Annotated in this window: 1 protein-coding gene; it reads left to right on the plus strand. The window is 64.1% G+C overall.

From position 1 onward, the window contains the following. On the plus strand, positions 1 to 1,205 hold a 1,205-nt coding region (locus EN994_RS32270; protein ID WP_164746458.1), incomplete at both ends, for an ATP-binding protein.

Consider the following 1,205-nt stretch of genomic DNA (forward strand, 5'->3'; position numbering starts at 1 on the left):
GCGCCGTGTCTCTGTCGGAGATCGTGGCCGGCGACGGCATGGCGCTGGTCCGCTCGGTCAAGGCCGACCCCGGCACCACACGCAACGCGGTGATCGATCTCGATTTGACGACCATGACGGGCGAAGCGCTGCCGGTGCGCTTCATGCACCGCGTTTCGGCCAGCCGCGAAGGATTGAATGGGCCGACACGCACGATCGTGCTCAACCGCACGCAAGGCGAGGATGCCTCTGCCGATTTGCGGGCTTCGGAAGTGCGCTTCACCCGCTTCTTCAACTCGACACCGATGGCAATCGCCGGCGTCGACCACAACGGACGCATCCTGCGCACCAATGCGCCGTTTTTGTCGTTGTTTTCGTCTGTCGTCGATCGCGACGCCGTCGACCGTCGCGTGCGGCTCGACACGGTAATCCACGAACGCGACCGGCCGGCCTTCGCGGCTGCCTTCGAGAAAGCGCAGCAGCGGCAGGCCGACATCGAGCCGATCGACACGCTTCTGCCCGGCAACGACGAACGGCACATCCGCTTCTACGTCAACGCCGTCGCTGACGGCACCGGCGGCGAGGGCGCCGAGGAGTCGGCCATCGTCTACGCCGTCGAGACAACGGAGCAGAAGGCGCTGGAAGGGCAGATGGCGCAAAGCCAGAAGATGCAGGCAGTCGGCCAGCTTGCCGGCGGCATCGCGCATGATTTCAACAATGTGCTGACCGCCATCATCATGGCGTCCGACCTTTTGTTGACCAATCACCGCCCGTCGGACCCGTCCTTCCCAGACATCATGAACATCAAGCAGAATGCCAACCGGGCGGCTTCGCTGGTGCGGCAGCTTCTGGCCTTCTCGCGCAAGCAGACATTGCGGCCGGAAGTGCTCAACCTGACCGACGTGCTCGCCGATCTCAGGATGCTGCTGGCCCGCCTTGTCGGCAACGACATCAAGCTGAAGGTCGACCATGGCCGCGACCTGTGGCCGGTCAAGGTCGATATCGGGCAGTTCGAACAGGTGGTGGTGAACCTTGCGGTCAACGCGCGCGATGCTATGCCGGCGGGCGGCGATCTGACCGTGCGCACCCGCAATGTGACCGCCGAGGAGTGCAAGGCCTTTTCCTACCGCGAACTCGCCCCGGCGGACTATGTCGTGGTCGAAGTCGAGGACACCGGCAGCGGCATCGCGCCCGACGTGCTGAAGAAGATTTTCGAACCCTTCTTC

The organism is Mesorhizobium sp. M7A.F.Ca.CA.002.09.1.1 (genome assembly GCF_003998555.1).
GTDB classification, from domain to species: Bacteria; Pseudomonadota; Alphaproteobacteria; order Rhizobiales; family Rhizobiaceae; genus Mesorhizobium; species Mesorhizobium ciceri.